This is a genomic window from Paraburkholderia sp. BR14320, assembly GCF_040948665.1.
Lineage (GTDB): Bacteria > Pseudomonadota > Gammaproteobacteria > Burkholderiales > Burkholderiaceae > Paraburkholderia > Paraburkholderia youngii.
Map to the genome: position 1 here is coordinate 1 of NZ_JBFPKG010000340.1, position 255 is coordinate 255.

The 255-nt window shown below is 60.4% G+C and carries 1 pseudogene; it reads right to left on the reverse strand.

The window, feature by feature from the left end:
* A pseudogene (locus AB3X89_RS40565) lies at positions 1 to 255 on the reverse strand (IS3 family transposase); the annotation flags it as partial.

The window sequence follows — 255 nt, forward strand, 5'->3', positions numbered from 1 at the left end:
CATGCGCGCTCCCGCGAACGGGAACTCAAGATGCAGCTCGTCGATCCGGCGCATCAGTTTCAGTTCCGTCTCGTTGACCGGTTGAGGCTGGTAGTAGACGCTTGATCGGGCGATCCCCACAAGTCGCGCCTGTTGCGCAATCGGTAGCGCGTGTGCACGGTCGATCATCGCTTTCCGCTCAGCAACCCCGCCTTGCCGAGCGCTCCGCTTAAAAAATCGTTCTCCAGCGTCAACTGGCCAATCTTCGCGTGGAGC